This is a genomic window from Nonomuraea sp. NPDC049714 (assembly GCF_044465295.1).
GTDB lineage: Bacteria > Actinomycetota > Actinomycetes > Streptosporangiales > Streptosporangiaceae > Nonomuraea.
This window is the reverse complement of the sequence record NZ_JBITLM010000005.1, coordinates 227,229-252,339: the sequence shown is the minus strand read 5'-3', so window position 1 is coordinate 252,339 and position 25,111 is coordinate 227,229. Positions and strand designations below refer to the sequence as shown.

26 protein-coding genes are annotated in these 25,111 nt (G+C 70.1%); 15 read left to right on the top strand and 11 right to left on the bottom strand.

The window, feature by feature from the left end:
* Positions 1-21: 21 nt before the first annotated feature.
* The 8 genes from ACIBQX_RS21910 (at position 22) to ACIBQX_RS21875 (ending at position 7,706) form a co-directional block, all read left to right on the top strand.
* Complete coding sequence (locus tag ACIBQX_RS21910) at positions 22-1,194, top strand: acyl-CoA dehydrogenase family protein (protein WP_397007217.1); 1,173 nt, start codon at positions 22-24, stop codon at positions 1,192-1,194.
* A gap of 16 nt (positions 1,195-1,210) precedes the next feature.
* A complete protein-coding gene (locus ACIBQX_RS21905; protein ID WP_397007215.1) occupies positions 1,211-2,845 on the top strand; it encodes an AMP-binding protein in 1,635 nt (544 codons plus the stop codon).
* On the top strand, positions 2,842-3,279 hold the full coding sequence (locus ACIBQX_RS21900) for a MaoC family dehydratase N-terminal domain-containing protein (RefSeq protein WP_397007213.1): 438 nt from the start codon (positions 2,842-2,844) through the stop codon (positions 3,277-3,279). The genes ACIBQX_RS21905 and ACIBQX_RS21900 overlap by 4 nt, the downstream gene beginning before the upstream one ends.
* Positions 3,276-3,698: a MaoC/PaaZ C-terminal domain-containing protein gene (locus ACIBQX_RS21895; RefSeq protein WP_397007211.1), complete on the top strand. Its 423-nt coding sequence runs from the start codon at positions 3,276-3,278 to the stop codon at positions 3,696-3,698. The genes ACIBQX_RS21900 and ACIBQX_RS21895 overlap by 4 nt, the downstream gene beginning before the upstream one ends.
* Complete coding sequence (locus ACIBQX_RS21890) at positions 3,698-4,567, top strand: amidohydrolase family protein (protein ID WP_397007209.1); 870 nt, start codon at positions 3,698-3,700, stop codon at positions 4,565-4,567. The genes ACIBQX_RS21895 and ACIBQX_RS21890 overlap by 1 nt, the downstream gene beginning before the upstream one ends.
* Before the next feature lie 11 nt (positions 4,568-4,578).
* Positions 4,579-6,090, top strand: coding sequence for an FAD-binding protein (locus ACIBQX_RS21885; RefSeq protein WP_397007207.1), 1,512 nt, complete (start codon positions 4,579-4,581; stop codon positions 6,088-6,090).
* A gap of 85 nt (positions 6,091-6,175) precedes the next feature.
* Positions 6,176-6,880: an IclR family transcriptional regulator gene (locus ACIBQX_RS21880; protein ID WP_397007205.1), complete on the top strand. Its 705-nt coding sequence runs from the start codon at positions 6,176-6,178 to the stop codon at positions 6,878-6,880.
* 172 nt (positions 6,881-7,052) lie between these two features.
* Positions 7,053-7,706, top strand: a complete 654-nt coding sequence (locus tag ACIBQX_RS21875; RefSeq protein WP_397007203.1) for a maleylpyruvate isomerase family mycothiol-dependent enzyme — start codon at positions 7,053-7,055, stop codon at positions 7,704-7,706.
* A 300-nt stretch (positions 7,707-8,006) separates the two neighbouring features.
* Here ACIBQX_RS21875 and ACIBQX_RS21870 read toward each other — a convergent pair whose 3' ends face one another.
* Entirely contained in the window at positions 8,007-9,014 is a 1,008-nt protein-coding gene (locus ACIBQX_RS21870) for an RNA polymerase subunit sigma-70 (RefSeq protein WP_397007201.1), read from the bottom strand.
* 291 nt (positions 9,015-9,305) lie between these two features.
* Here ACIBQX_RS21870 and ACIBQX_RS21865 point away from each other — a divergent pair, with 291 nt between their 5' ends.
* The gene (locus ACIBQX_RS21865; protein WP_397007199.1) at positions 9,306-10,223 is read left to right on the top strand and encodes an alpha/beta hydrolase; all 918 of its coding nucleotides are present in this window, start codon (positions 9,306-9,308) and stop codon (positions 10,221-10,223) included.
* Between the two features lie 123 nt (positions 10,224-10,346).
* On the opposite strand, the gene ACIBQX_RS21860 is transcribed toward ACIBQX_RS21865, so the two are convergent.
* A complete protein-coding gene (locus ACIBQX_RS21860) occupies positions 10,347-10,934 on the bottom strand; it encodes a TetR family transcriptional regulator (RefSeq protein ID WP_397007197.1) in 588 nt (195 codons plus the stop codon).
* 81 nt (positions 10,935-11,015) lie between these two features.
* Between ACIBQX_RS21860 and ACIBQX_RS21855 the strand changes: the two genes are divergently transcribed.
* Positions 11,016-12,053, top strand: a complete 1,038-nt coding sequence (locus ACIBQX_RS21855; protein ID WP_397007195.1) for an NAD(P)-dependent alcohol dehydrogenase — start codon at positions 11,016-11,018, stop codon at positions 12,051-12,053.
* 22 nt (positions 12,054-12,075) lie between these two features.
* Here the strand turns inward: ACIBQX_RS21855 and ACIBQX_RS21850 are convergent, their stop codons facing one another.
* The 5 genes from ACIBQX_RS21850 to ACIBQX_RS21830 all read right to left on the bottom strand — a co-directional run bounded on the left by ACIBQX_RS21850 (position 12,076) and on the right by ACIBQX_RS21830 (position 17,453).
* Positions 12,076-12,942 carry an AraC family transcriptional regulator N-terminal domain-containing protein gene (locus ACIBQX_RS21850; RefSeq protein ID WP_397007193.1) on the bottom strand — a complete coding sequence of 289 codons (867 nt, stop codon included), beginning with the start codon at positions 12,940-12,942 and terminating at the stop codon, positions 12,076-12,078.
* A 59-nt stretch (positions 12,943-13,001) separates the two neighbouring features.
* Positions 13,002-15,125 (bottom strand): xanthine dehydrogenase family protein molybdopterin-binding subunit, encoded by a 2,124-nt coding sequence (locus tag ACIBQX_RS21845; RefSeq protein WP_397007191.1) that lies wholly within the window; start codon positions 15,123-15,125, stop codon positions 13,002-13,004.
* A 31-nt stretch (positions 15,126-15,156) separates the two neighbouring features.
* On the bottom strand, positions 15,157-16,140 hold the full coding sequence (locus tag ACIBQX_RS21840; RefSeq protein ID WP_397007189.1) for an FAD binding domain-containing protein: 984 nt from the start codon (positions 16,138-16,140) through the stop codon (positions 15,157-15,159).
* Positions 16,137-16,751 (bottom strand): (2Fe-2S)-binding protein, encoded by a 615-nt coding sequence (locus ACIBQX_RS21835; protein WP_397007187.1) that lies wholly within the window; start codon positions 16,749-16,751, stop codon positions 16,137-16,139. The genes ACIBQX_RS21840 and ACIBQX_RS21835 overlap by 4 nt, the downstream gene beginning before the upstream one ends.
* Before the next feature lie 162 nt (positions 16,752-16,913).
* Positions 16,914-17,453, bottom strand: a complete 540-nt coding sequence (locus ACIBQX_RS21830) for a helix-turn-helix domain-containing protein (RefSeq protein ID WP_397007185.1) — start codon at positions 17,451-17,453, stop codon at positions 16,914-16,916.
* 63 nt (positions 17,454-17,516) lie between these two features.
* Between ACIBQX_RS21830 and ACIBQX_RS21825 the strand changes: the two genes are divergently transcribed.
* The 4 genes from ACIBQX_RS21825 to ACIBQX_RS21810 all read left to right on the top strand — a co-directional run bounded on the left by ACIBQX_RS21825 (position 17,517) and on the right by ACIBQX_RS21810 (position 21,263).
* Positions 17,517-18,806: an alpha/beta hydrolase family protein gene (locus ACIBQX_RS21825; protein WP_397007183.1), complete on the top strand. Its 1,290-nt coding sequence runs from the start codon at positions 17,517-17,519 to the stop codon at positions 18,804-18,806.
* A 95-nt stretch (positions 18,807-18,901) separates the two neighbouring features.
* Positions 18,902-19,426: a hypothetical protein gene (locus tag ACIBQX_RS21820; protein ID WP_397007181.1), complete on the top strand. Its 525-nt coding sequence runs from the start codon at positions 18,902-18,904 to the stop codon at positions 19,424-19,426.
* Positions 19,427-19,497: 71 nt separating this feature from the next.
* Positions 19,498-20,463, top strand: coding sequence for an ATP-binding cassette domain-containing protein (locus ACIBQX_RS21815; RefSeq protein WP_397007179.1), 966 nt, complete (start codon positions 19,498-19,500; stop codon positions 20,461-20,463).
* Positions 20,460-21,263 (top strand): ABC transporter permease, encoded by an 804-nt coding sequence (locus ACIBQX_RS21810; protein WP_397007177.1) that lies wholly within the window; start codon positions 20,460-20,462, stop codon positions 21,261-21,263. The genes ACIBQX_RS21815 and ACIBQX_RS21810 overlap by 4 nt, the downstream gene beginning before the upstream one ends.
* A 12-nt stretch (positions 21,264-21,275) precedes the next feature.
* On the opposite strand, the gene ACIBQX_RS21805 is transcribed toward ACIBQX_RS21810, so the two are convergent.
* Complete coding sequence (locus ACIBQX_RS21805; protein WP_397007175.1) at positions 21,276-21,965, bottom strand: hypothetical protein; 690 nt, start codon at positions 21,963-21,965, stop codon at positions 21,276-21,278.
* Between the two features lie 44 nt (positions 21,966-22,009).
* On the opposite strand from ACIBQX_RS21805, the gene ACIBQX_RS21800 reads away from it, so the two are divergent.
* On the top strand, positions 22,010-22,225 hold the full coding sequence (locus ACIBQX_RS21800) for a hypothetical protein (protein WP_397007173.1): 216 nt from the start codon (positions 22,010-22,012) through the stop codon (positions 22,223-22,225).
* A 60-nt stretch (positions 22,226-22,285) separates the two neighbouring features.
* Here the strand turns inward: ACIBQX_RS21800 and ACIBQX_RS21795 are convergent, their stop codons facing one another.
* The 3 genes from ACIBQX_RS21795 to ACIBQX_RS21785 all read right to left on the bottom strand — a co-directional run bounded on the left by ACIBQX_RS21795 (position 22,286) and on the right by ACIBQX_RS21785 (position 25,063).
* Positions 22,286-22,582, bottom strand: coding sequence for a DUF3817 domain-containing protein (locus ACIBQX_RS21795; RefSeq protein ID WP_397007171.1), 297 nt, complete (start codon positions 22,580-22,582; stop codon positions 22,286-22,288).
* 180 nt (positions 22,583-22,762) lie between these two features.
* Complete coding sequence (locus ACIBQX_RS21790) at positions 22,763-23,986, bottom strand: hypothetical protein (protein WP_397007169.1); 1,224 nt, start codon at positions 23,984-23,986, stop codon at positions 22,763-22,765.
* A 75-nt stretch (positions 23,987-24,061) separates the two neighbouring features.
* Positions 24,062-25,063, bottom strand: a complete 1,002-nt coding sequence (locus ACIBQX_RS21785) for a polysaccharide deacetylase family protein (protein WP_397007167.1) — start codon at positions 25,061-25,063, stop codon at positions 24,062-24,064.
* Between the last annotated feature and the right edge of the window lie 48 nt (positions 25,064-25,111).

Below are 25,111 nucleotides of genomic sequence, written 5' to 3'. Positions count from 1 at the left end.
CGGCGTACCGAAGGAGAGCCGATGGACTTCGAGCTGAGTGACGAGCAGCGGGACATCCGCGACACCGTGCGCGCCTTCGTCACCAAGGAGATCCTCCCGCTGGAGGAGGACTTCCTCCGGCTGGTGCGCGAGGGCGGCGCGCGGCTGCCCCGGGACGAGGAGCGCCGGCTGCGCGCCAAGGCGCGCGAGTTCGGCTTCTGGGGGCTCAGCACGCCCGAGGAGTACGGCGGGATGGCGCTTCCGGCGGTCACCCAGTCGCTGATCCACGCCGAGCTGGCGAAGACCTGCGTGCCCTTCCGCTTCGGCGGGGAGGCCGACAACATCCTGTACGGCGCGGACGCGGCCCAGCAGGAGGAGTACCTGAAGCCGACGATCGAGGGCGAGCGCCTCGGCTGTTTCGCGCTGACCGAGCCGGGCGCGGGGTCCGACGCCGGGGCGATCAGCACCTATGCGCGACGGGACGGCGACGACTGGCTGATCAACGGCGAGAAGACCTTCATCAGCAACGGCCACGAGGCCGACTACGCGATCGTCATCGCGCTCACCGACAGGGACAAGGGCGCCCGCCACGGCGCGACCGCGTTCCTCGTCGACCGGGAGGCCGGCTGGACCTCCTCGCCGATCAGCACGATGGGCAGCTGGCACCAGCCCGCGTCGCTCTCCTTCGACGACGTACGGGTGCCGGCCGGCAAGGTCCTCGGCGAGGTCGGCGGCGGGTTCCAGCTGGCCATGCGGTGGGTCGGCAAGGGCCGCTACGTCATCTCCGCGCAGTGTGTCGGCATCGCCGAGCGCTGTCTGCGGATGGCGGTGGACTACGCCGGCCTGCGCGAGACCTTCGGCCGCAAGATCGGCGAGAACCAGGCGATCCAATGGATGATCGCCGACTCCGAGACCGAGCTCGAAGCGGCCCGCTGGCTGGCCCTCCGGGCCGCCTGGGACGTCGACCGAGGGGCCGACGCCAGACACGCGTCGGCCATGGCGAAGCTCTTCTGCACCGCGATGGTCGGCCGCGTCGTGGATCGGGCACTCCAGATCCACGGCGGGATGGGCTATACCAAGGAGCTTCCCCTTGAAGGCTGGTATCGCGCCATCCGGGCGATGCGCATCTTCGAAGGCACCGATGAGGTGCAGCGGCTCATCCTTTCGCGCGACCTGTTGCGCGGCCATACCCGAATCGGAGGCCACCTTGCCTGACTCCACCGATCGCAAAATGAGCGTTGCCACGGCCCTGCGCGCCGCGGCCGAAGTGGTGGGCGACCGGCCCGCGATGATCCAGGGTGACCGGTCGGTCGGCTACGCCGAACTGGACGCCCGCTCGTCGCGGCTCGCCGGGGTGCTGGCGGAGCGCGGGGTCGGCCCCGGCTCGACCGTCGCGATCTCCCTGTACAACTCGTTCGCGTACCTGGAGATCATGTACGCCGTGTTCAAGCTGGGCGCGCAGCCGGTCAACATCAATTACCGCTATCTCGCCCCAGAGTTGCACTACGTGCTCAACTACACCGATGCGGCCGCTTTCGTCTATGACACCACCTTGGCCGCCCAGGTTCAGCAGATAGACGGCGACCTCCCCGCGCTGGGCCTGCTCATGGAAACCGGATCGGCTGCCGAGCCGCTCGCACCGGCGGTGTCCTTCGAGTGGGCGGCCGAGCACGGCCCGGTCCACGATGAGGTCGACACCGACTCGCCGCACGGCATCATCCTGCTCACCGGCGGCACGACCGGCCGGCCGAAGGGCGTCATCTGGGACCGTGACGGGCTGCTGGGCATCATCGCCTCGGTCTTCCGCCAGCACGACCTCGCGGTGCCGGAGACGCCGGGCGACGTGCGGGCGCGGGTCCGCGAGCTGCACGAGAGGGGCCTCGCCCCCACCGTGCTGCCGATGTCGCCGCTCATCCACGGCACCGGCCTGCTGCAGACGCTGCGCAGCCTGTACGGCGGCGGCACGATCTGCTTCTGCACCTCCAAGTCCCTCAACGCGGACGAGGTGTGGCAGACCGTGCAGCAGCACGCGGTCACCGACATGGTCATCGTCGGCGACGCGTTCGGCCGCCCCCTGGTGGACTCCCTGGCCGCCGCCGAGAGCTCCGGGCAGCCGTACGACATCAGCAGCCTGCGCAACATGACCAGCTCCGGCGTCATCTGGAGTGCCGACGTCAAGCGCCAACTGCTGCGGCACGGCGACGACCTGACTTTGATCGACAACATCTCCGCCTCCGAAGGCGGCCCGTTCGGGCTGGCCGTGGCGCGCTCGGAGGCCGACCTGGCGGACGGGCGGTTCACGCTGGCCCCCGTGGCCCGGATCCTCGACGAGAACGACCAGGACATCAAGCCGGGCACCGGTCAGATCGGCATCCTGGCCAGCGCCGGAGCGCAGCCGGTCGGGTATCTCAAGGACCCGGAGCGGACGGCCAGGGTCTGGCGGGTCATCGACGGCGTCCGCTACTCGGTGCCGGGGGACCTCGCCTCGCTGGACGCGGACGGCAAGCTGATCCTGCTCGGCCGGGGCGACGGCGTGATCAACACCGGGGGCGAGAAGGTCTTCCCGGAGGAGGTCGAAGAGGCGTTGCTGACCCACCCGAAGATCACCGACGCGGTCATCGTCGGCGTCCCGGACCCGCGCTGGGGCCAGATCGTGGTGGCCGTCGTCGCCCCGGCGAGCGCGCTCGCCGACGTCGAGGACGAGACGCTGAGCGCCCTCGTGGCCGAGCGGCTCGCCGGCTACAAGCGCCCGCGCCGGATCGTCCGGGTCGACTCGCTCCCCCGGAGCCCGGCCGGCAAGATCAACCGCGCGTCGGCCCGTGATGTGGCGACGCGCTACCTGCAAGCAGAGGAGACAGCGTCTTGACCGGCATACCGTTCCCGATCGAGCAGGGCCACGTGCGGGCCTTCGCCCGCGCCCTGGGCGAGGACGCCGACGTGGTCCCGCCGACCTTCCCGATCGCCTTCGCCCAGTTCGACCCGGACTGGGGGCTGCGAATGCGCCCCGGCGCACCCTGGAACGGCTCCGGGGCCGGGCCCGGCGAGTCATCGGGCGGAGGCGGCGGCCTGCACGCCGAGCAGGAGTTCGAGTACTTCCGCCCGATCCGGGTCGGCGAGACGCTGACGGCCCGCAAGCGCGAGGGCCGGACGTGGAGCAAGACCGGCGGGCGCGGCGTGCTCAACTTCGCCGAGCGGCACGTCGACTTCTTCGACGCCGACGAAGAGCTGGTCGCCCGCTCGACCACGGTCTCGGTTACGGTCACCCCCAAGACCGACGACACCCCGGAGGCAGGCCGATGACCGTGACAACCGACCAGGAAGTACGTCAGGTCGTCGTGACTGACCTCAAACGCACGCAGATCGTGATGTACGCCGGCGCCGGCGGCGACTTCAACCCGCTGCACACCGACGAGCCGTTCGCCACCCAGATCGCCGGCCACCCGACCGTCATGGCCCACGGGATGCTCACCATGGGCCTGGCCGGCCGCGTGCTGACCGACTGGTTCGGGCACGAGAACATCCGGCGTTACCGGGCCCGGTTCAAGGCGCCCGTCTGGCCCGGCGACACCATCACCGCGACGGCGACCGTCACCTCGGTGGACACGGTCGACGGGCAGCGGCGCGCCGAGCTCACCATCTCGGCGGTGAACGCGGCGGGCGTGGAAGTGCTGTCCGGCAGCGCCACCGCGATCGTCGCCGACCAGGGAGAGACGGCCTGATGGACATCACCGCGCTCGACGCGATCGACGTGCACACCCACGTGCAGATCTCCGTCCACGACACTCCAGAGTCCGGCGACGACAAGTTCTCGGCGATGGCCGACTACTTCAAGGCCGGGGCGGTCCGGAAGTTCACCGTGCCCATGATCGCCGAGTACTACCGCGAGCGGAACATGGCGGCGATCGTCTTCGGCGTCGACTCCATGCACGTCAGCGGCAAGGAGCAGTCTCCCGGCAACGAGGAGATCGCCGAGCAAGCGGCACTGCACAGCGACGTGCTCATCCCGTTCGCGAGCATCGATCCGCATCGCGGCGCGGCGGGCGTGCGGGCGGCCCGGCGGCTGATCGAGGAGTACGGCGTCCGCGGCTTCAAGTTCCACCCCACCTCGCAGGGCTTCTTCCCGAACGACCGGATGGCCTATCCGCTCTACGAGGTCATCGCCGAGCACGGGCTGACCGCGCTCTTCCACACCGGCCAGACCGGCGCGGGCGCGGGCACCCCGGGCGGCGGCGGGCTGCGGTTGAAGTACTCCAACCCGATGCACATCGACGACGTGGCCGTCGACTTCCCCGACCTGCAGATCATCCTCGCGCACCCGTCGTTCCCCTGGCAGGACGAGGCGCTGTCGGTCGCCATGCACAAGCCGAAGGTGTACATCGACCTGTCCGGATGGTCGCCGAAGTACTTCCCGCCGCAGCTGGTGCAGTACGCGAACACGCTGCTCAAGGACAAGGTGCTCTTCGGCTCGGACTTCCCGATGATCACCCCGGAGCGCTGGCTGGCCGACTTCGCCAAGATCGACATCCGGGACGAGATTCGCCCGAAGATCCTCAAGGAGAACGCGGCCAGACTGTTCGGGCTCGGTTAGGGGAGGTCGCGATGCATCACACCGGTCCCTTCGACAGGACCGTCGACGTGGTCGTGCTCGGTCTGGGCGACGCCGGCGCGGTCGCCGCGGTGACCGCGCACGACGACGGCGCCGAGGTGCTCGTCATCGAGAAGCAGCGGGCCGACGACCACCGGCCCAACAGCCGCTACGCCGCCGGCTTCTTCCTCGTGCCGGAGGACGTGGCCGGCGCGGTGGAGTACCTGTCCGCGATGTACGCGGTCAACGGCGAGCTGCCCCTGATCGATCCCGGCCTGATCCGCACCTGGGCGGAGGAGACGGCGGCCAACCCGGCCTGGCTCGACGCGCACGGCGGCAAGTACCAGAAGCTGAACATCCGCGGCGAGCACCCCTCCCTGCCCGGTCACGAGTCGATCAGGGTCTACAAGGCGCAGCCCACGAGCGGCCCCGACGGCTACACCGGCTGCCCGATGCACGGCTTCCTGCGGAGCCTGGTGGCCGAGCGCGGGATCGAGGTCCGGTACGCGACGGCGGCCAAGAGGCTGCTCACCGACGACCGCGGCGCGGTCGTCGGGGTGGAGACCGAAGGCGCGGGCGGAGTCCAGCGGATCGGCGTGCGTCGCGGCGTCGTGCTGGCGGTCGGCGGTTACGAGGCCAGCGAACGGCTCAAAAAGCACTACCTGCCGGTCACTCCGGTGCATTTCTACGGCACCGAGCACAACACCGGGGACGGCATCACCATGGCCGCCGATATCGGCGCGGAGCTGTGGCACATGAATGTCTGGCCAGGTCATTTCGTGGCACGATTCCCCGATGCCGGATACACCGGGGGAACGGCCGTCGACCTGTGGGGATCAGGCCGGTTCGGACCGGCCGAGGGCGTGACGGCACCCGGCTCGATCTTCGTCGACGGGTCGGGCCGGCGATTCATTCGCGAGCCGGGCAAGCAGCACGCCGCCCATCTGGCGCTTTTGGCGATGGACGCCGATCAGCTCACTTACCCCCGGATTCCGACGTGGTGGATATTCGATCAGGCCCGTTTCGAGCGGGCGACGCTGGTCCCCACCTACTCGGGCCCCGCCGGACCGGTCCAGGACTACACCTGGAGCGCGGACAACGTGGCCGAACTGCGGCGCGGCTGGATCCAGTCAGCCGAGTCGATCCCCGAGCTGGCCGTTGCCTGCGGGCTCGACCCGGACACGCTGGAGCGGACGGTCTCCCGCTACAACGAGCACTGCGCGGCGGGCGTCGACGCCGACTTCGGCCGCGACCCCGGCACGCTCACGCCGATCGGCGGTGATCGCTATTTCGCGGTTCCGCTATGGCCGGGCGGCTCGCATACCGTCGGCGGGCCGCGCCGTGACGCGAAAGCGCGGGTGGCCTCGATTCACGGAGGTTGGATAGACAATCTGTACTCCGCCGGTGAGCTAGGATCATTGCACGGCCTGCTTTATCCGACAGGTGGCGGCAGTATCGCCGAATGTCTCGCGTTCGGCCGGATCGCTGGGCGTAATGCCGCAGCAGACCGGACTGTCGGAAGTTGACTCTCATGCGACGAGTGAAATCAGGCCTGATCAATATCGGCATAATGCGCGTTGTGAAAACCGACAGCGGTAGGGATGGCTTGACGTGAGCACTGGTGATCGCGCCGGGGACGGCGGGAGTCAGGGCAACGGGTCCCAGACCTTGGATCGGGGTCTGAAACTGTTGGAGTTGCTCGCCGTGGAGGACCGCGACATGACCGTCGCGGAGCTGGCCACGTCGTTGGGCATGCACCGCCAGGCGGTCTATCGGCTGCTCACCACGCTCCGCAACCACCGCCTCGCCGCCGAGGGCAGCTCTGGCCGCTACCGGCTCGGCCTGGGCGTGATCCAGCTGGCCAGACAGGCCAACCCGCAGCTGCGGCGCGCGGTCGTCCCCTACCTGCGGACGCTGGCCGAGGAGCTCGGCGTCACCACGCAGTGCGTCGTGTCGGAGGGCGCCGACGCCGTGGTGCTGGCGGTGGTCGAGCCGTCCGACGCGGTCTTCCACCTGTCCCAGCGCAGCGGCGCCCGCCATCCGCTCGACCAGGGGGCCAGCGGCCTGGCCATCATGCTGGCCCGCCCGCCCGAGGCCGACGACCCGGCCGGGGTCGTCGAGGCGCGGGAGCGCGGATACGCGGTGTCACGCGGAAACCTGACACCGGGCGCGGTCGGCATCGCCGTGCCGCTCTACGACGGTGACGGGCAGTCGCTGGAGGCCAGTCTCGGCATAGTGTCGATGGTCGACCTGGACGTCGAGCGCACCGCCAGACGCCTGCTCGCCACCGCGGAGCAGATCACCGCCCGCGAGTAGCGTCGCCTGGAGGAACGGTCGCTCACGAGCGACGATTTCGCCCTGCCGTGGGAGTCACTACTGTGACCAACGGCAGGCGAAGCCCGTGAGCGGCTTGGCCGAGCCGCCACGACCGGCCGCTGCGGACTCGACCGCGGCCAAGGTCACGCACGTTGACGGGACTTCATTCGACATGTCCACAGCAGACCGCCGCACCGCGATATGGGCCCTGATCCACGCCGAGCGCGCCGCGCTGGCGGCCGACCTCACCCAGCTGACCGACGAGCAGTGGGCGACGCCGTCGCTGTGCGACGGCCTGACGGTGCGCGAGGTGCTCGCCCACCTCACTTCCGGGGCCGGCCTCACCCCTGTACGGTGGCTGGCCGGCGTGATCCGCTGCCGGTTCGACTTCGACAAGCAGGTGGCCATGCGGCTGGCCGAGCAGCTCGGCTCGACCCCGGCCGAGACTTTCGAGAGATTCCGCCGCATCATCACCAGCACCACCAAACCACCACTCCCCGTCCTCGCGATGCTCGGCGAGACGATCGTGCACGGGGAGGACATCCGGCGTCCGCTGGGCATCCACCGGGACTACCCGATCGACACCCTGACGCGAGTAGCTGACTACTACCAGGGCTCCGACATGGTGGTGCTCGCCAAGGGGCGCATCGGCGGCCTGCGGCTCACCGCCACCGACGGCACCTTCACCACCGGCGCGGGACCGCTCGTGTCCGGCACCACCCTGGCCCTGACCATGGCCATGACCGGGCGTACCGCTTACTGCGACGAACTGGAGGGCGACGGCGTCGCCCTCCTCCGCGACCGCGGCCAGGCCCCCGCACGATGACCGGGCCGTATTGCCGGCAGTTAGTCCGATGGCGACACTGCGGCGTGCGCCTCGAAGACCATGCGGAACTGATGGGCCATGATTCGCCTGGGCAGGAGTCTTCTCCGTGCCGCCCACAGGACGCTCAGCAGGCGCTTGTGGCGGTCGCCGATTCCGTCCAAGAAGTGATCATGGAGTTGGTCTGGATGGTCTGGCCTGCCTGCGCCACCCACGACCGTGCAGGGCGACGAACGTGATCGTGCCGGCATGGTCCGGGCTACCGATTCATCGCGCTCGGACGACGTACGATCCGTCATGTCTTCATCGCAGCGTGCTCGGTACGCCGAACCAGGGAAGCAAGTCCTCCTTGCCGAACACGGTGATCCGGCTGATGCCGCCCGGCGTGACGGTGAGGACGGCGAGGCCGAAGGCCTCGTAGGTGCCATCGGCACGGCGTAGGTAGGCAGCGGCGGCGGGCTGCCCGCTGGCCCGGACCGGGACCATCCTCCAGGTGCCGGGAGAGCCCAGCACCGGGGCGAGGTAGCGCAGGCAGGTGTCCAATCCTGAGAACCAGGTGGAGTACCCGACCAGCTCCAGCGCGGCGTCCTTGCGCAGGGCCCGCTCCAGAGCCGCCAGATCCGCCTTCTCGAAGGCGGTCATGTACTGCTCCAGCAGGTCCTGGGCATAGAGCTCGGTGGGTTCCTCGTGGATGGTGCCGACCTTGGCCAGGGCCGCGCGAGCGCGTTGCAGCGAGCTCTTGACCGCGGCCGCCGAGGTCTCCAGCATGGCCGCCACGTCCGTGGCAGGGAATTCCATCACCTCGCGCAGCAGATAGACCGCCCGCTGCCGCGGCGTCAGCTTCTGGAGACTGGCCATGAGCGCGAGGCGCAGTTGCTCCCGTGAGGTGACAATGGCTGCGGGGTCACCCGGGCCCGGGGTGACCATCATGTCGGGGATCGGCTGCAACCAGAGCACGTCTCTGCTCGCCGCTTCGAGCGGGGCGTCGGGGTCGTCGCTCGCCGGCCCGAGACCAGAGGGCAGCGGACGCCGGCTGCGTCGCTTCCGCTCGGTCAGGCAGGCGTTGGTGGCGATCGTGTAGAGCCAGGTGCGCAGGGACGAGCGGCCTTCGAACTTCCGGTAGCCGCTCCAGGCGCGCAGGTACGTCTCCTGCACCAGGTCCTCGGCTTCGTGCACCGAGCCCACCATGCGGTAACAGTGTGCCAGCAGTTCGCGACGGTACGGCTCCGCGAGTGCGGCGAACTCCTCGAGCGTGCTCACGGTGGTCCTCTCCCGCCTGTTGTGTGTCGGCTCCTTCTGAGCCGCACCCATGTGGACCATCCAGGGCGGCGAAAGGAATCGCTGCGAACCCGCCCGTGCGCTGCCGGATGGCGCGGATGAGCTTCAGGTGTGCGACCCAGTGCGCCTGGCCCTACGGGTCGAAGCCGCTTCGGGCGCCTCGCGGCGCAGCGATTCCTTCTCAGCGTGAGGCTTGTCTCCCTTGGCGAAGGCATCGACGGAACAGCGCCCGCCCGGGCGAGAAGCCACCACTCAAGGAAACCGATGCCGTCCCCTGACACGCATTCAGGTGGTACGGCTCATACCGGAAAAGGAACTCTGGACATGACCGGCAAGACCGATTGGCTGACCGAGCACTACCGGCAGGTCAACGCGGCGTTCGCGCAGAACCCGCCGATCTCACTGGCAGAGTCCCGCGACCTCAATGACCATTGGAGCGACGCGACCACCGAACCTGGCGGGGTCGACTATGTCGAGGTGGACGCGGGTGGCGTGCCGGCCATGTGGGCGACGCCCAAGGCCGGTGTGGCAGATCGGGTGCTTCTGTGCCTGCACGGAGGTGGGTTCATCGGCGGTTCGATGTACACCCATCGCAAGATGTTCGCGCATATCGCCAAGGCCGTCGGTGCGAGGGCCCTCATCGTCGACTACCGTCTGACGCCCGAGCACCAGCATCCCGCCCAGGTCAACGACACCACCGCAGCCTACGGTTGGCTGCTCGATCAGGGCATCAGGGCCGAGCACATCGCCGTCACCGGCGACTCGGCAGGCGGTGGGCTCAGCGTGCAGACCATGCTGCACGCCCGCGACCGAGGCCTGCCCGTCTCGGCGGCCGTGATGCCGCTGTCGCCCTGGTTCGACATCGAGAACGGCGGCGAGACCCGCACGACCAACCGGATGACGGACACCCTCTTCGGCGGCGAGACACCGATGGACTTGGAGTTCCTGGCACAGATCCTGCTGGGCGAGCACGGGGACCCCAAGGACCCGGCCATCAATGCCCTCTACGCCGCCCTGGCCGGCCTTCCCCCGCTGTACATCCAGGCCAGCAGCACCGAGATGATCCTCGATGACAGCCACAGGCTCGCCACACTCGCCGAGAAGGAGGGCGTGGAGGTCAAGGTGGAGATCTTCGAAGACCAGCAGCACACCTGGCACATGGGCGCCGGTCGTGCCCCGGTCGCCGATGAGGCGATCAGGAAGCTGGCGGAATGGGTGCGCCCCCGGCTCGGCCTTGCCTGACGCCACCTACATGTAAGCCCTGGGCGGTCGTCTTCGCCGGCCGGGATGCCCGCCCAGGCTCCCTCCCCTCTCCGTGAACCGTCCATGACGACAGCAACCGTACGCACGCCGATGCGATCGTCGTCAGTTGATCATGACGGCGCGTCTGACGCTCTCGCGGAGGAAGGCGCGGCGTCGGTCGTGGGTTTCCGGTGGTTCCTCGGCGGTCGCGGTGTAGACGTTGCTGACCGGGGACCAGGTCATGGACATCGCGATGACCAGGGCCATCACGTCGAACGGGTCGCCCGGGACCACCATGCCGGCGGCCTGGGCCTCGGCGATGGCCCGGAGTTTGTGGTCGTTGCGGTGGTCGGCCTCGGCGACGAGGTGGCCGGTCGGGCGTCGCTCCAGGCGGGTCCAGGTGGCCAGCCGGATGAGGTCGGGGCGGCGGAGGTACTCGTCGTAGAGGCGTACGGCCCAGTCCGAGAGGTCGGTGGCGTCGATCGGGACGACGTTGACGATCCGCTCCAGCGAGGCGAAGAAGATGGCGTCGAACAGCCCTTCCTTGTTGCCGAAGTAGGCGTACAGCTGCGCCTTGTTGGTGCGGGCGGCGGCCACGATCCGTTCGATGCGCGCTCCGGCGATCCCGTGCTCGGCGAACTCCCGGGTGGCGACGTCGAGGATGCGAGCGCGGGTGGCGGCGCCACGGGAGGTCAGCGGCTGATCGTCCATACCGGTCAGCCTAGCCAAACAGAACAGTTGGTCTGCTAGGCTGCGAAACAGACCGACTGTTCTGTTTGTTAGGGAGCCAGTATGAGAACCACAGTGGGATGGCGCGCGGACGGCCCGGCGGCGGCGTTGCGGCGGGCGACCGTAGAACGTCGCGACCTGCGCCCCGACGACCTCGCCGTGCGGGTGGACTACTGCGGCGTCTGCCACACCGATCTGCACGCCGTCCACGCCCACACCGGCGGGACGAACCTGGTGCCGGGCCACGAGTTCACCGGGGTGGTGACCGAGGTCGGGCCCGAGGTCACCGGGTTCGCGGTCGGCGACCCGGTCGCGGTCGGCAACATCGTCGACTCCTGTGGCGTGTGTGCCATGTGCCGGGCCGATCAGGAGAACTTCTGCCACGAGTTCCCGACCCTGACCTACGGCGGCACCGACCGCCACGACGGTTCGACCACCCTGGGCGGCTACTCCCGCGAGTACATCGTCCGCGACCGGTTCGCCTACCTTCTGCCCGCCGGGCTCGACCCCGCCGCCGCGGCCCCCCTGCTCTGCGCCGGGATCACCGTGTGGGAGCCGCTGCGCGCACTCGGCGTGGGTCCGGGCAGCCGGGTCGCCGTGGCGGGACTGGGCGGCCTGGGCCACCTCGCGGTCAAACTCGCCGTGGCGCTCGGCGCCGACACCACGGTCATCAGCCGATCACCGGACAAGGCCGGCGACGCCCGCCGGCTCGGCGCCCACGACCTCGTCGACTCCACGGACCCGGATCGGATGGCGGCCGCCCGCGACCGGTTCGACGTCGTCGTCGACACCATCTCCGCCCCCCACGACGTGGGCCCCTACCTGCGACTCGTCGCCATGGACGGGACGCTCAGCCAGGTCGGGTACCTCGGAGAGCTCACCGTGGACACCATGGATCTGCTCGTCGGACGTAAGAAGCTCAGCTCCGCGGGCAGTGGCGGCCGCGCCGCGACCGCCGCCATGCTGGCCTTCTGCGCCGAGCACGGCGTCACGGCCGACATCGAGCTGCTCGCCTCGGCGCGCGTGAACGAGGCCCTCGACCGCCTCCAGCGCAACGACGTCCGCTACCGCTTCGTCCTCGACATGTCCGATCTGTCGTGACCGGTTACTCCGCTTACTCCGCTTACTCCGCGCGGAGCCGCGCGGCGTCCTGGCCGGGAGGGGCGCCGAACAGGCGGCGGTACTCGCGGTTGAACTGCGACGGGCTGTCGTAGCCGACGAGATGGGCGACGCCGACGACATCGCCCGCGCGGGCGACCAGCAACGAACGGGCCTCCTGGAGGCGGATGCGTTTCTGGTACTGCAGCGGGCTCAGGGTCGTGATGGCGCGGAAGTGCCGGTGGAACGCGGACGCGCTCATGCCGGCCAGCCGGGCGAGTTCGGAGATCCGGATGGGCTCGGCGTAGTTGTCGCGGATCCACTGGATGGCCCGGCTGACCTGGGTCAGGTTGCTGTCGGCCAGGCCGATCTGGCGGATCATGGCGCCGTGCGGGCCGGTGAGCAGCCGCCAGAGGATCTCGCGCTCGATCAGCGGGGCGAGCACCGGCGCGTCCTCGGGGCGGTCGAGCAGCCGCAGCATCCGGGCCACGGCGTCCAGGAGGTCGGTGTCGGCCTCGCTGGTCGCGATCGCGGGCTGACCGGCCGGGGTACGGGACCAGCGCCCTGCCGGGATCTCCAGCAGCAGCGGGGTGATGGCGGCCGGGCGCAGCACCAGCGCCATGGCCAGCGACGGGGACTTCGGGCCGGTGTCCAGGAAGTGGCCGGTGACGGGCAGGTTGGCGGTGACCACCAGGCAGTCCCCGGCCCGGTACTCGTAGACCTGGTCGTCCAGCAGGATGCGCTTGCCGCCCTGGAACATGACGACCAGCAGCGGCTCGGTCAGCGAGTGCTCCGGCGCCACCGTTTCGATGCTGGACACCGTCAGCCCGGCGATCGGGGTCGAATAGTCCGGCCGGGCATGGGCCGCGACGATGCCGCGGCATTCGTCCACCAATATGGGGATGGTTCGCACACCTCACGAAACCATCCCCGTCCGTGCCGGGCAAGCGATCACGTCAGAGGCTGCTCCTCCAGTACGCGATCGAGCCGGATCGGAAGTGACCGCTGCCGCGTCCCGGTGGCGTGCCAGACGGCGTTCGCGATCGCGGCCGCGGTGCCGACGTTCCCGATCTCTCCGGCGCCCTTGATACCGAACGGGATGCCGGGCTCATAGTCCGGTACGAAGTCCGCCTCGATGTCGGGCACATCGGCGTGCGCGGCGATGTGGTAACCGGCGAAGTCCGCGTTGACGTGCCGGCCCGAGACCCGGTCCCGTACGCCCTCCTCGTGCAGCGCCATGGACAGCCCGCCGATCATCCCGCCGATGACCTGGCTGCGTGCCATGAGCGGGTTGACCACCTGGCCCACCGCGAACATCCCGAGCAGCCGCCGCACACGAACCTCGCCGGTCGCCGGATCGACGGTCACCTCGGTGAACACGGCGCTGTAGGCGTGCCGTTCCATGGACGGCAGGTCGTTGAGCAACTCGGAGGTGTCGACCGTGACGGTCACGCGTCGCGACGGATCGCGCGGCCGGTCGCGCAGTTGCGCCGCCGCCTCGGTGATCGCCCAGGCCCAGGACGTCGTCCCCCGGGAACCGCCTGCGCTCCAGGCGGGGCCGAGCTCGCTGTCGGAGATGCGCAGCCATACCCGCTCGATGTCGACCGCCAGCGCGTCGGCCGCGATCGCGGTCAGCGCGGTGCGTGCGCCGGTGCCGAGGTCGGTGGCGGCGATGACCACGGTGAACGTGTCGTCCGGCTCGGCGGTGATCGACGCCACCGAAGGAAAGGCCCCGGCACTGAAGGACGTGGCGGCCATCCCGGTGCCGACGAGCAGGTGTCCTTCCCGCCGCATCCTCGGCTTGTGATCACGCGTCGCCCAGCCGAACCGGCGCGCGCCCTCACGCAGGCACGCCACCAGGTTGCGGCTGCTGAACGGCAGGCCGGACACCGGGCCGACGGCGGGCTCGTTGCGCAGCCGGAGTTCGAGCGGGTCCATGCCCAGCCGCTCCGCCAGCTCGTCCATGGCGGATTCGAGCGCGAACGAGCCGGGCGCGGCACCTGGCCCGCGCATCGAGTACGGCGGCAGGATGTCGAGGGGAACCGCCCTGAGCCGGGTGCGGATCGCGGGCGCCGCGTAGAGCGTCTTGGTGAGCTCGGTGCAGCCCTCGATGTAGTCCGCGAGCGGGGAGAGCTCGAACGCCGGCTCGTGCTGGATCGCCCGCAGGCGGCCGTCGGCGTCGGCGCCGATCCGGATCGGCTGATCGGTCGCCGGCCGCATCGCGGTCATCAGGAACACCTGATTGCGGGTCAGCGTGACGCGTACGGGCCGCCGGAACAGTGTCGCGCCCATCGTGGCCAGCACCAGCTGCGGGCCGCACATCCCCTTGGAGCCGAAACCGCCGCCGACGTGCTCGGTGCGGACCCGTACCTGCTCGAAACTCAGGGAGAACAGCGTGGCCAGGACGGTGGCGATGAAGAACGGGCCCTGGTTGGAGTCGATGGCCTGCAGCCGCTCGCCCTCCCACCACGCGGTCGCCGAGTGCGGCTCCATGGCGCTGCAGTGCTCCTCGGGCGTGCGGTAGCGCTCGTCGACCATCACGGCGGACGCGGCCAGCTCCGCCGCCACGTCACCGACGTCCGCCGGCCCGTCGAAGAGCGTCGGCGCCGGCCGGGCAGCCGGGTGATCGGCGGAGAAGTCCGTGTCGTGCGGCTGCTCGTCGTAGGTCACCGGCAGCGCGTCGGCCGCCGCCTTGGCCTGCTCCGGCGTCTCGGCCACCACGAGGGCGACGGGCCGGCCGGCGAAGGGGATCACGTCGTCCTGCAGCAGCTGCAGTCCGCCGTCCGGGCCGAAGAAGTGCCCTGCCTGCGGGTTGAGCCGGGGCGCGTTCCGGTGGTCGATCACACCGAGCACGCCGGGCATGTCCATGACGGCCGAGACGTCGATGTCGACGATGCGCCCCCGGGACACCGTGGATCCGACGACCGAGCCGAAGACCAGGTCCCGCATCGGCTTGTCGGCGGCGTACCGTGCGCTGCCGGTGACCTTGGCCCGCCCCTCGACCCGGGGCCGTGCGACCCCGATGTTGTTCGGGACCGTGCTCCCAGCGCCTGTGCTTCCCGTGACCGCGTTCATGCGTGGATCTCCTTTACTGCGGTCCGCCGGTTCACGACCGGGCCCGATCGGCGAGTTCGGTCAGGACGGCCACGATCAGGTTGCGCGCCAGCGTCACCTTGTATCCGTTGCCGGGCAGCGGCTCGGCGGCGGACAGCTCCGCGTCGGCGGCGGTCCGGAACCTGCCCGCCGTGACGGGACCGTCCAGCAGCACGGCCTCGGCGCGCCGGGCGCGCCACGGCCGCGAAGCGACCCCGCCGAGCGCGATCCGGGCCGCCCCGGTGCGTACGTCCAGGTCAGCCGCGATGGACACGGTGGCGAAGGCGTACGACGCCCGCTCGCGGACCTTCCGGTACCGCGACCGTGGGGAGATCGCGGAGCCCGGGAGGGAGACCGCGGTGATCAGGGCTCCTGGCGGCAGCGCCGTCTCCCGCTCCGGCGTGTCTCCGACCGGCAGGTAGAACTCCGACAGCGGGATCTCGCCGGCGCCGTCGAGCGTCTCGTAGTGCACGACCGCGTCGAACGCGGCCAGCGCCACCGCCATGTCCGAGGGATGGGTGGCCGCACAGTGCTGAGACCAGTCGAAGATCGCGTGGTTGTGGTGCTCCCCGGCGACAGCGGCGCATCCGCTGCCGGGCACCCGCTTGTTGCACGCCTGTGAGGGGTCGGCGAAGTAGGCGCACCGGGTCCGCTGCAGCAGGTTGCCGCCCACGGTGGCCATGTTCCGCAACTGACCCGACGCGCCCGCCAGCATCGCCTCGCTCAACGCGGGATACCGGCGCCGCACCTCGGGATGGGCCGCCGCGTCGCTGTTGGTCGTCGTCGCGCCGATGACCAGCCCGCCGTCCGCCGCCTCACGAACACCGTCAAGCGGCAGGAACCGTACGTCCACCAGCCGTCCGGGCGTCTCCACCCCGTCCTTCATCAGGTCGACGAGGTTCGTGCCGCCGCCGAGGTAGCGGGCGCCGTCGTGCTCGGCCACCAGGGTGAGCGCGTCTCGCACCTGCGTCGCGCGCCGGTAGGCGAACTCCTTCATCCTGCGACCTCCTCGTGAGCACGTCCTGCGACTTCCTCATGCATGGCCGGTCCGGATTCCTCATGCGCGGCCGGCCCGGGTTCCTCATGCGCGGCCGACTCCAGGACGGCGCGCACGATCGACGGGTACGCGCCACAGCGGCACAGGTTGCCGCTCATCCGCTCGCGCACCTCCGCCGCGTCCAGCTCGGGCGCCGGGGCGTCGGGGGAGACATCGGCGGTGACCGCGCTCGGCCAGCCCGCCGCGTGTTCGGCCAGCATCCCGACGGCCGAGCAGATCTGCCCCGACGTGCAGTAGCCGCACTGGAAACCGTCGAGCCGCACGAAAGCCCGCTGTATCGGCCGCAGCTCACCGTCGTCGGCCAGACCTTCGACGGTGGTGATCTCGGCGCCCTCGGCGGCGACCGCCAGTGTCAGACAGGACACCACCCGCCGGCCGTCGCACAGGACGGTGCAGGCGCCGCACTGCCCGTGGTCACACCCCTTCTTCGAGCCGGTGTGGCCGAGCCCCTCCCGTAACGCGTCCAGCAGGGTCGTGCGGTTGTCGACGAGCAGTCGGTGTGTCACGTCGTTGACGCGGAGCGCGATCTCGCCATGGGTGTCGTCGGTCAAAGTCTCGCCTTTCTCGCCACGCGGCCGATCCGCGTGTGTACGGCTGGACGGCAAGGGGGGACAGCCTCTGACCAGCCATGTAAACAGCACGACGAAAGGGATGGTGAGACCAGAACTCGCGCACTCTTGCACGATCCTGCTCGCGTCGGGGCAGGACGGGCGTCACTCGGGGTCGGCGGACGGCTCCTCGGCCGGGAACAGGATCGGGCTGAGCAAGTAGCGCGCCCTGTCGGGGGCGGGCTCGTTCGCCAGCAGGGGCGCGATGGCGGCGCGCAGCTCGATGATCAACGTGTGCAGCTCGTCCTGGCTGAGCCAGACCGCGTGCTGCCGGTAGCCCACGAGGTCGGCCGCCGGATCGGCGTGCTCCCGGTCGAGGTAGGCGTTGAACTCGGCGAGCAGGGCGGCCATGGCGATGGCGAAACCGCGCCGATGATCGTCGCGTGACAGCGACCCGATCGTCTCGGCGTCGAGCGTGGCCCGATCCTGGCGCAGGCGGTAGCGGCGCTCCACCGCGCCGCGCACGCGCCGTTCGTCGGCCACCTCCAGCACGCCGCCGGTCGCGAGCAGGTCGATGTGCCGGTAGAGGGTGGCCTTCGAGACATCGCGGATGCGGGCGCACAGCTGGGAGGTCGTCAGCGTCCGCCCCCCGCGCATCACGTGCACGATGCGCAGCCGCACCGGATGTCCCAGAAGCTCCAACATGTTCACTCTCGTACGATCTCACGACGTGCTACCTTTCGCAAAAGATGAGAAAGGTGGAAATTCATGACCATGGAAACAGACCCGGCGGTGACGGCCGTCGCGGTCGCCGAGCTGGCGCAGCAGGGGCGCTTCGCCGAGATCGCGGAGCTGTTCGCCCCGCCGCTGCGCGCGGCCCTGTCGGCTGAGACGCTCGGAGCCGCCTGGGCGGCCGGGAGCGGGCCGGTCACCGCCATCGGGGAGCCGGTGAGCGAGCGGATCGACGCCGCGCTGGTCCGGGTGAGCGTCCCGGTGCGCGAAGGGCTCGCCCTGGTGATGGTGGTCGGCCGCGACGGCCTGCTGCACGGATTGTGGCTCGCCGCGCCCACCCCGCCCTGGGAGCCGCCGCCGTACGCCGACCCGGCGGCGTTCGCCGAGCATGACGTCACGGTCGGCGACGGGCCTCTCGCCGTGTCCGGCACGGTGACCCTGCCGCACGGGCCTCTCGCCGTGTCCGGCACGGTGAGCCTGCCGCACGGGCCTGGCCCTCGTCCGGGCGTCGTGCTGCTCAGCGGGGGCGGGCCCTTCGATCGCGACGCCACCAGCGGGGCCAACAAGCCGCTCAAGGACCTGGCCTGGGGGCTGGCCAGTCGGGGCGTGGCGGTGCTGCGGTTCGACAAGGTGACCCACACCCACAGTGACCAGGTGGCGGACACGCCCGGATTCACGATGGCCGACGAGTACGTGCCGCACGCGGTCGCCGCCGTCCGCCTGCTCCAGCGGCAGCCGGGCGTGGACCCCGGGCGTGTCTTCGTGCTCGGCCACAGCATGGGCGGCAAGGTCGCCCCGCGAGTCGCGGCGGCCGAGGCGTCCGTCGCCGGGTTGGTGATCATGGCCGGTGACACGCAGCCGATGCACCAGGCCGCCGTCCGCGTGGTCCGCTACCTCGCCGCGCTCGATCCCGGCCCCGCGATGGCAGCCGCTGTGGAGGCGGTCACGCTGCAGGCCGAGGTGATCGGCGGCCCCGGTCTGACGCCCTCGACGCCGGCCGAATCGCTGCTGTTCGGCTGGTCCGCGGCCTACTGGCTGGATCTGCGCGGCTATGACCCGGTCGCGACCGCGGCGGCGGTGGACAGGCCGATGCTCATCCTTCAGGGCGGGCGCGACTACCAGGTGACCGTCGAGGACGACCTGCCGGGGTGGCGGGCCGGTCTCGGGCACCGGAGGGACGTCACGATCCACGTCCACGACGCCGACGATCACCTGTTCTTCCCCGGCGAGGGGCCGTCGACGCCGGCGGGGTACGAGCCCGCACAGCACGTGGACCCGGTCGTCGTCGCCGAGATCGCCAAGTGGCTGGTGCAGATGACGCCATGATGTCACGATGACGCCATGGACGTTTCCTCGTAGAGCTGGAGGCCGTGACGCCACGAGGGCTTGCAATGACGTCAATATAGCGTCATAGTGGCGTCATGGACCTCACGCCATACATCGACGCTCTCCGCCGCGAGCTGATGCTCGCCGCCGAGGCAGGCGATCCGGACGCTCGTGAGCTCGCCGAGCGTCTCACCGCGCCACTCGAATCGGCCGTCCGTCTCACCTTGCTGGAGGCGCTGTCGGCAGCCGCCGGGGAGATCACCCGCGAGCTCGCGCCCGGCTCGGTCGACCTGCGGCTGCGCGGACGCGACCCCACCTTCCTCGTGACCCCCGCGCCGGCCGGCCGGTCGACCGAAGCGGCGCCGAAGGGCAGCTTGCGGAGCGCCCTGGCCGGCGCGGTCGAGGTCGCGATGGGGGTGCGGGCGCCCATGTCCGAGTCAGACGAGGGCGGCATGGCGCGGATCTCGCTCCGCGTCCCCGACCACCTCAAGGCGCGCGTCGAAGAGGCGGCCGGCCTGGAAGGGCTCTCGATCAACGCCTGGCTCGTCCGCGCCGTGTCCGCCGCGCTCGAACCCGGCTCCCACGGCTCCGACCGGCACTACACCGGTTGGACGCGCTGACCCCGCACCCCGCCGCCCATTCCCACGCATTCCCGTACGTCCCCGCGCATCCCCCCAGAAGGAGAAGACCCATGCCCCCCGCGATAGCGGCCGAAGGACTGGTCAAGAAGTACGGCGACGTGATCGCCCTGGACGGGCTGGATCTGTCCGTCCCCGAGGGGACCGTGTTCGGGCTCCTCGGGCCCAACGGCGCCGGAAAGACGACGACGGTGCGGATCCTGACCACACTGCTCAAGCCGGATGCCGGCCGCGCCACCGTGGCCGGGTTCGACGTCGTCGGCGACGCCGAACGGCTGCGGTCCCACATCGGCGCGTCCGGGCAGTACGCCGCCGTCGACGACCACCTCACCGGCGCGGAGAACCTGGAGATGGTCGGCCGCCTCTACCACCTGGGCACCAGGCGCAGCAAGGAGCGCGCCCGCGAGCTGCTGGACCGCTTCGACCTGAGCAAGGCCGCCGACCGCCCGGTGCAGGGCTACTCCGGCGGCATGCGACGCCGGCTCGACCTCGCCGGAGCGCTGGTCGCCAACCCGCCGGTGCTGTTCCTCGACGAGCCCACGACCGGTCTGGACCCCCGGGCCCGCGCGGGACTGTGGGACGTCATCTCCGAGCTGGTCGCGGGCGGCACGACACTGCTGCTCACCACGCAGTACATGGAGGAGGCCGACCGGCTCGCCGACCGCATCGCGGTGGTGGACCACGGCCGCGTGATCGCGCTCGGCACCGCCGACGAGCTCAAGGACCAGATCGGCGGCGACCGGATCGAGCTGACGGTGACGAACGCGGCCGACCTGGAGACCGTGCGGCACGGCCTGGCGCCCCTCGCCGTCGGCGACGTACACCTCGACACCACCGCGTTCCGGGTGACGATCCCGGTCAGTGACGGCGCGGCGTCGCTCACCGCCGCCCTGGGCCACCTCGCCGCCGAGCGGATCACCGTACGGGACGCCGGTCTTCGGCGGCCGACCCTGGACGACGTCTTCCTGACGCTCACCGGACACGAGAGCACCGAGACCACCAAGGAGCCCAGCCGATGAACACCCTCCAGATCGCGATCGCCGACGGCATGACGATCACCAAACGCAACGCACTCAAGATCAAGCGGGCACCGGACCTGTTGGGCGGTGTGGTCATCCTCCCGATCGTGTTCGTCCTGCTCTTCGTGTACGTCTTCGGCAGCATGATCGAGCTGCCCGGCCTGTCCTACCGCGAGTACCTGCTCCCCGGGATCTTCGTCCAGACGATCGTCACCAGCGCCCAGATCACCGGCTACACCCTCACCCAGGACCTGCAGAAAGGCATCTTCGACCGCTTCCGCACCCTGCCGATGTCACCATCGGCGGTGCTGACCGGCCAGACCGTCAGCGACCTGCTGATGAACGTCACCAGCATCGCCACCATGGCACTGGTCGGCCTGCTCGTCGGCTGGCGGATCAACTCGGCCCCGCACGAGGCCGTCCTGGGCTTCCTCCTGCTGTTGCTGTTCGCCTACGCGTTCTCCTGGGTGACGGCCACGGTCGCGCTGGCCCTGCGCACGCCCGAGTCCTTCAACAACATCGCCACCGTCGTGTCGATGCCGCTGGTGTTCACGTCCAACGCCTTCGTCGACAGCGCCCGCCTGCCCGGACCGCTGAAGGCGGTCGCCGAGTGGAACCCCGTCTCGACGTTCGTCCAGGCCGTGCGCGAGCTCTTCGGCAACACCAGCGCGAGCATGCCGGTTCCCGCTGCCTGGCCGCTCCAGCACGCGGTGCTCGCTTCACTGCTGTGGTCGCTGCTGCTCCTGGTCGTGTTCGTGCCGTTGGCCACCCGGCTCTACAAGCGGGCCGTCAGCCGCTGACCCTTTCGCGGGTCAGGACCCCACCGCCAGCGTCCGGACCGGGCCGCCGATGCGCAGCCAGTCGCCGGTGTCGAGGGACCAGCGGCGAACCTCCGAGCGATCCTCGGTGAGGACGTACACCTCCCGCCGGCCGACCCGCACCTCTGCGCCCGCTGGTCCGATGTCGCGCCAGTCCTGTTTTCCGTCGATCCCCGGCTCGCCGAGGATTCGCAGCCGGGTGCGGGACGAATCGGTGGAGAAGAGGCCGGCGGCGCCTCCGTACAGGTCGCCGGCCGGGCCCGCCACGGTGACCCAGGGCAGACCTTCCTTCGGTCGCTCGCCCGTCAGCCGGCGATTGACCCAGGCCCGGTCCGGGGTGAGGCCGTACAGGTGCCTGTCGGTGACTGCGAACGAGGCGCCCGGCGTGCCGACGAAGCTCCAGGGCTTGCCGGGGTCCTCGTACCTGAAGATCGAACCGTTCGGGCCGGTCGCGAACAGCCCGGGGTCGCCGCCGTACAGCCGGGTGGCCGGGCCGCCTATCCGGGTCCATGACGTCCCTTTTCCGTCCCAGAGGTGGACGCTCTGAAGGTCGGTGGCGAGCCGGTAGACGTGGGAACCGCTGATCGCGAAGTCGGCTCCCGGTTCGCCGATGGGGGACCAGACGCCGGGGCGTCCCCCGTACACATAGAACCGGTCGTCCAGTCCGGTCGCGAACAGGCCCATGGAGCCGGCCCAGAGGCGCTTGCCGACGTCGCCGATCTTGGTTCATGGCCAAGAAGCAGGACGTGGGAGACTTCAAGTATTACGCGGGCCCAGTGAAGGTACGGGCCAAGGGCCCGTGCGTCGCCTTCCACGGGTCGATCGCCGACAAGCGAGCGAACCTGCTCCCGTCGCCCTTCGGCGCGCGTGCCGTTGTCGCGAGGGGACACGGCGGTTACGGCGACTGCAGCGGGGAGGCCGGCCGCCGTCGGGCCTCCCGCTGATCCGGAGCTTCTTTCGGCGACTCAGGCCGGGTGTTCCCGTCACGGGCACCCGGCCCGGTGTCACGCGAGTTGCGCGGCCGCCGTGCGCGCCGCCATCCGCCGCTCGAACCACAGCGAGGTGAACGGCGGCACCGCGCAGGCCAGACCCAGCACCACCGCGCCCCGGCTCCAGCCGGCCTCCCGTGCCGAGAGCACCACCCCGACCGCGTACAGCACGAACAGCGCCCCGTGGATCGGCCCGAACACCTTCACCCCGAGCTCGGTGGTCGAGGTGACGTACTTGAAGAACATCCCGATCAGGAGCCCCGCCCACGAGCACGCCTCCGCCACCGCCACGACCCGGAACCAGCGCAGCATGCTCTCACCCTTTCGCCCGAATTGTCGCGCAAACTCTACAGGCTGTAGAGGACGGCGCGAGATGGGGGACCGCTCTGCGCCTGGAATCGTGTCGGCGGCATTCGCGCGACGGCGAGGCGACGTTCCCCGAACGGGTCGGCTCGGCGCGGATCGCCGGGCCGGCGGGGATGCCGCCGTCGCTCAGCCGTCGTCGGATTCGCTGGTCGAGGTCTCGCTGGTCGAGGTCTCACTGTAGGAGTCGACAGGACGGCTCTGAGTGACGCGCGTCGGCCCCAAGAAGTCCCGGTAGGCGTTCACGAACAGCTCGGTCACCTCCGCGCTGACCGGGATCCCGATGAGGTCCGTGACGACCTTGGCGTGGTCGATCGGCGCGCCGGCCTGGCCCTGGCTGCTGATCCACAGGTCGAAGGCGTCAGAGACGTCCTCGTTGGCCATGACATAGGCGTCCTTCGCGGTGGACGTCCAGGCCTTGAAGTAGGCGGCGGTGTGTCCGGTCGTGACCTGGTCGGTCAGCCGCACGATGGCCGTATCCGGATATCGGTAATCGGGAGCCTGGCACGGCAGCCACTGCCCTTGGGCGTGGAGGACGGTGCAGCAGTCCACGTCGGCGCTCAACTTCGCCCAGAGATCGTTGAACAGCACGCAGGACTGGTCCTCCCACACCTCGACCGCGAGTGCGAAACTCACGCAGTCGAGCTTGCCGCTGTTGCCCTCCTGGGTGATCCGTCGGCTGACGCCCGCATGCGCGGCGTTGCACAGCTCGAACAGCGCGCGGTGCAGCATCTCCCAGTAGTGGTTCACCTCAGGATCGAAACCGAAGTCCCCCAGGAGCACCCGGCCGATCTCGATCGTGCCCAGCGCGGGGTTGAAGAAGGCGACCCGGTCGATATCGCTGTCGTCGATGGTCGTGTACTCGCGGTCGATCACCATGACGCACACGCCGGGCGCGAGCGCGCCTTTCAAGGACGCGATGACCATCGGTGGCAGATATGCGTCCTCCGAGTCGAGCGCCGCCAGCATGTCCTGGTACGGCATGGCGTTGCGGGCCACCTGGTCGAGCAGGTCACGGAAGATGTCCTTGGTCACGATGTGATGCAGGGCCTGCGCCAGCGGGTCGTTGTTGCGCGCCGCGATCGGCGTCCGCTTCCCGTTCTGCAGGAGCATCACCCCGCGTGTCCTGGCCGGGTCGCTCAGGTCGGCGCCCGGCCCGATCGCCACACGCTGGTGCTTCGCCGGGGGGCCGCTCTCCTGGTCGGGCGAGTGCTCCGGGACGCCCGGCCTCTGACGAAGCGTGTCGCGCTTGTTCTTCTTCAAGGGCTCGGATGGCTCGGTGGAGCCCCGGTCATTGCCGGCGGCAGGCTTGTTCCTGACCGTCCTGGACTGCGTTCTCCGCGGGGAATCCATCGGACCACCTCTCACCATGACGGCACACGCCTGTGCAGGATAGTTCGATGGGGAACCCGCCACCCCCTGCTGACGTCAGCTGGTGCGGCAGGAGACCGACGGCCAGGTCCAGTTGCCGTTGTGCTGGATGGTGAGGCCGAAGGTGTTGCCGTTGCCGTTCGGGCGCATCGTCAGGACGTTGCCGCTGGGCCAGGACGGGGTGCCGTTCCAGGTGGCGATGACCCGCTGCGGCGAGGTCAGGGTGACGGTGACGATCCATGCGTTCGTGCCCGAGACCGCGACCGACAGGTTGAAGCGGTCGCCCCACTGCTGGCCCTGCGAGATGGTGGCCGTGCAGGTGCCGCCGGTCGGTGGGTCGGTGGGGCCCGCGCCGCCGTCAGGGGCGACGGCCCGGCCGGTGGCGGGGGAGATCATCCCGGCGCACAGGTTGCGGTCGCGCAGGTTCGTGGCGATCTGCGGGATGGCGTTCAGCGTCGTGGCGTACTGGTCATGCATGAGGATGACCTGGCCGTTCTGCAGGCGACCGGCCGCCTGGACGATCTGGGCGGTGCCGGCGCCGTTCCAGTCCTGCGAGTCGACGTCCCAGAGGACCTCGGTGAGGCCGAGCTGCTGCTCCACCGATCTCAGGGTGGCGTTGGTCTCGCCGTACGGCGGCCGGAACAGGCGGGGCGCGGCACCGGTGGCCTGCTGGATGATCTGCTGGGTGCGCTGCAGTTCCGACGTCATCTGCGCGCTGCTGAGCTGGGTGAGGTGCGGGTGGGACCAGCTGTGGTTGCCGATCCACATGCCCGCGTCGCGCTGCGCCCTGACGAGGGACTGGTTGTTCTGGGCGTTCTGGCCGGTGTTGAACATCGTGGCTCGAAGGCCGTTCGAGGTCAGCGCGTTGAGCAGGTTGGCGGTGTTGCCGCCGTTGGGCCCGTCGTCGAACGTCAGCCCGACATAGCCGGCGCTGCAGTCGGCGGCGGCCTGGGAGCGGTTGGCGGCCACGGCGGAGGTGGCGGTGGCGGCCAGGCAGACGGCGAGGATCGCGCCCAGGAGCGCGGCGGTGAGGGCGGAAGTGCGTTTCCGATCGACCATTGCTGATCCCTTGATCGTTGAGGGGTGGCTTCGCCTGCGGTCATTGTG

Excerpts from the sequence above, each read along its gene's own strand:
- ACIBQX_RS21910 (WP_397007217.1), top strand. The coding sequence starts at position 22 with ATGGACTTCGAGCTGAGTGACGAGCAGCGGGACATCCGCGACACCGTG.
- ACIBQX_RS21905 (WP_397007215.1), top strand. The coding sequence starts at position 1,211 with ATGAGCGTTGCCACGGCCCTGCGCGCCGCGGCCGAAGTGGTGGGCGAC.
- ACIBQX_RS21895 (WP_397007211.1), top strand. The coding sequence starts at position 3,276 with ATGACCGTGACAACCGACCAGGAAGTACGTCAGGTCGTCGTGACTGAC.
- ACIBQX_RS21890 (WP_397007209.1), top strand. The coding sequence starts at position 3,698 with ATGGACATCACCGCGCTCGACGCGATCGACGTGCACACCCACGTGCAG.
- ACIBQX_RS21885 (WP_397007207.1), top strand. The coding sequence starts at position 4,579 with ATGCATCACACCGGTCCCTTCGACAGGACCGTCGACGTGGTCGTGCTC.
- ACIBQX_RS21875 (WP_397007203.1), top strand. The coding sequence starts at position 7,053 with ATGTCCACAGCAGACCGCCGCACCGCGATATGGGCCCTGATCCACGCC.
- ACIBQX_RS21870 (WP_397007201.1), bottom strand. The coding sequence starts at position 9,014 with ATGGGTGCGGCTCAGAAGGAGCCGACACACAACAGGCGGGAGAGGACC.
- ACIBQX_RS21865 (WP_397007199.1), top strand. The coding sequence starts at position 9,306 with ATGACCGGCAAGACCGATTGGCTGACCGAGCACTACCGGCAGGTCAAC.
- ACIBQX_RS21860 (WP_397007197.1), bottom strand. The coding sequence starts at position 10,934 with ATGGACGATCAGCCGCTGACCTCCCGTGGCGCCGCCACCCGCGCTCGC.
- ACIBQX_RS21855 (WP_397007195.1), top strand. The coding sequence starts at position 11,016 with ATGAGAACCACAGTGGGATGGCGCGCGGACGGCCCGGCGGCGGCGTTG.
- ACIBQX_RS21845 (WP_397007191.1), bottom strand. The coding sequence starts at position 15,125 with ATGAACGCGGTCACGGGAAGCACAGGCGCTGGGAGCACGGTCCCGAAC.
- ACIBQX_RS21840 (WP_397007189.1), bottom strand. The coding sequence starts at position 16,140 with ATGAAGGAGTTCGCCTACCGGCGCGCGACGCAGGTGCGAGACGCGCTC.
- ACIBQX_RS21830 (WP_397007185.1), bottom strand. The coding sequence starts at position 17,453 with ATGTTGGAGCTTCTGGGACATCCGGTGCGGCTGCGCATCGTGCACGTG.
- ACIBQX_RS21825 (WP_397007183.1), top strand. The coding sequence starts at position 17,517 with ATGACCATGGAAACAGACCCGGCGGTGACGGCCGTCGCGGTCGCCGAG.
- ACIBQX_RS21820 (WP_397007181.1), top strand. The coding sequence starts at position 18,902 with ATGGACCTCACGCCATACATCGACGCTCTCCGCCGCGAGCTGATGCTC.
- ACIBQX_RS21815 (WP_397007179.1), top strand. The coding sequence starts at position 19,498 with ATGCCCCCCGCGATAGCGGCCGAAGGACTGGTCAAGAAGTACGGCGAC.
- ACIBQX_RS21810 (WP_397007177.1), top strand. The coding sequence starts at position 20,460 with ATGAACACCCTCCAGATCGCGATCGCCGACGGCATGACGATCACCAAA.
- ACIBQX_RS21805 (WP_397007175.1), bottom strand. The coding sequence starts at position 21,965 with ATGGGCCTGTTCGCGACCGGACTGGACGACCGGTTCTATGTGTACGGG.
- ACIBQX_RS21800 (WP_397007173.1), top strand. The coding sequence starts at position 22,010 with ATGGCCAAGAAGCAGGACGTGGGAGACTTCAAGTATTACGCGGGCCCA.
- ACIBQX_RS21795 (WP_397007171.1), bottom strand. The coding sequence starts at position 22,582 with ATGCTGCGCTGGTTCCGGGTCGTGGCGGTGGCGGAGGCGTGCTCGTGG.
- ACIBQX_RS21790 (WP_397007169.1), bottom strand. The coding sequence starts at position 23,986 with ATGGATTCCCCGCGGAGAACGCAGTCCAGGACGGTCAGGAACAAGCCT.
- ACIBQX_RS21785 (WP_397007167.1), bottom strand. The coding sequence starts at position 25,063 with ATGGTCGATCGGAAACGCACTTCCGCCCTCACCGCCGCGCTCCTGGGC.